Genomic DNA, 422 nt, shown 5'->3' on the forward strand with positions numbered 1-422 from the left:
GTCTGCCAGAACCGCAATCTCTGGGGTGTGGAGGATTTTGAGGAAATCACCATCCGCCATTCCAAATACGCAGCGTCCCGCTTCGCCCACGAGGCGGCGCCGGCGCTTACGCGCTTCGCCAACTCCTCGCCGATGCCCTTCGTTAATGGCATCAAGTCGGCGCGCGAACGCGTCGTTGCGCGCACGGACGAGGAGCGCACCGATTTCCTGCGCAAGCGTGGATTTGGGAAATCTGAGACTGCGAAGATCATCGAGACGGCGCTCGCCGAGGAAGGCCGCAAGCCAGAGAGCGTCTTCGATTTCGTGCAGGGCATCACGGCTGTTGCGCGGGACAGGCCCCATCAGGACGCCCGGCTAGATCTCGAGGCTCGCGCGAAAAAGCTGCTCGACCGCGTCAACTGACGCGCCTAAGCAGCGGAGCC

At 63.0% G+C, this 422-nt stretch carries 1 protein-coding gene; it reads left to right on the forward strand.

The genetic code is table 11. From position 1 onward, the window contains the following. Positions 1–402, forward strand: a 402-nt coding sequence (locus ET810_RS11870) for a hypothetical protein (protein ID WP_206666999.1), incomplete at its 5' end; no start/stop codon positions are given. Between the last annotated feature and the right edge of the window lie 20 nt (positions 403–422).

The organism is Corynebacterium silvaticum, assembly GCF_004382825.2.
Lineage (GTDB): Bacteria > Actinomycetota > Actinomycetes > Mycobacteriales > Mycobacteriaceae > Corynebacterium > Corynebacterium silvaticum.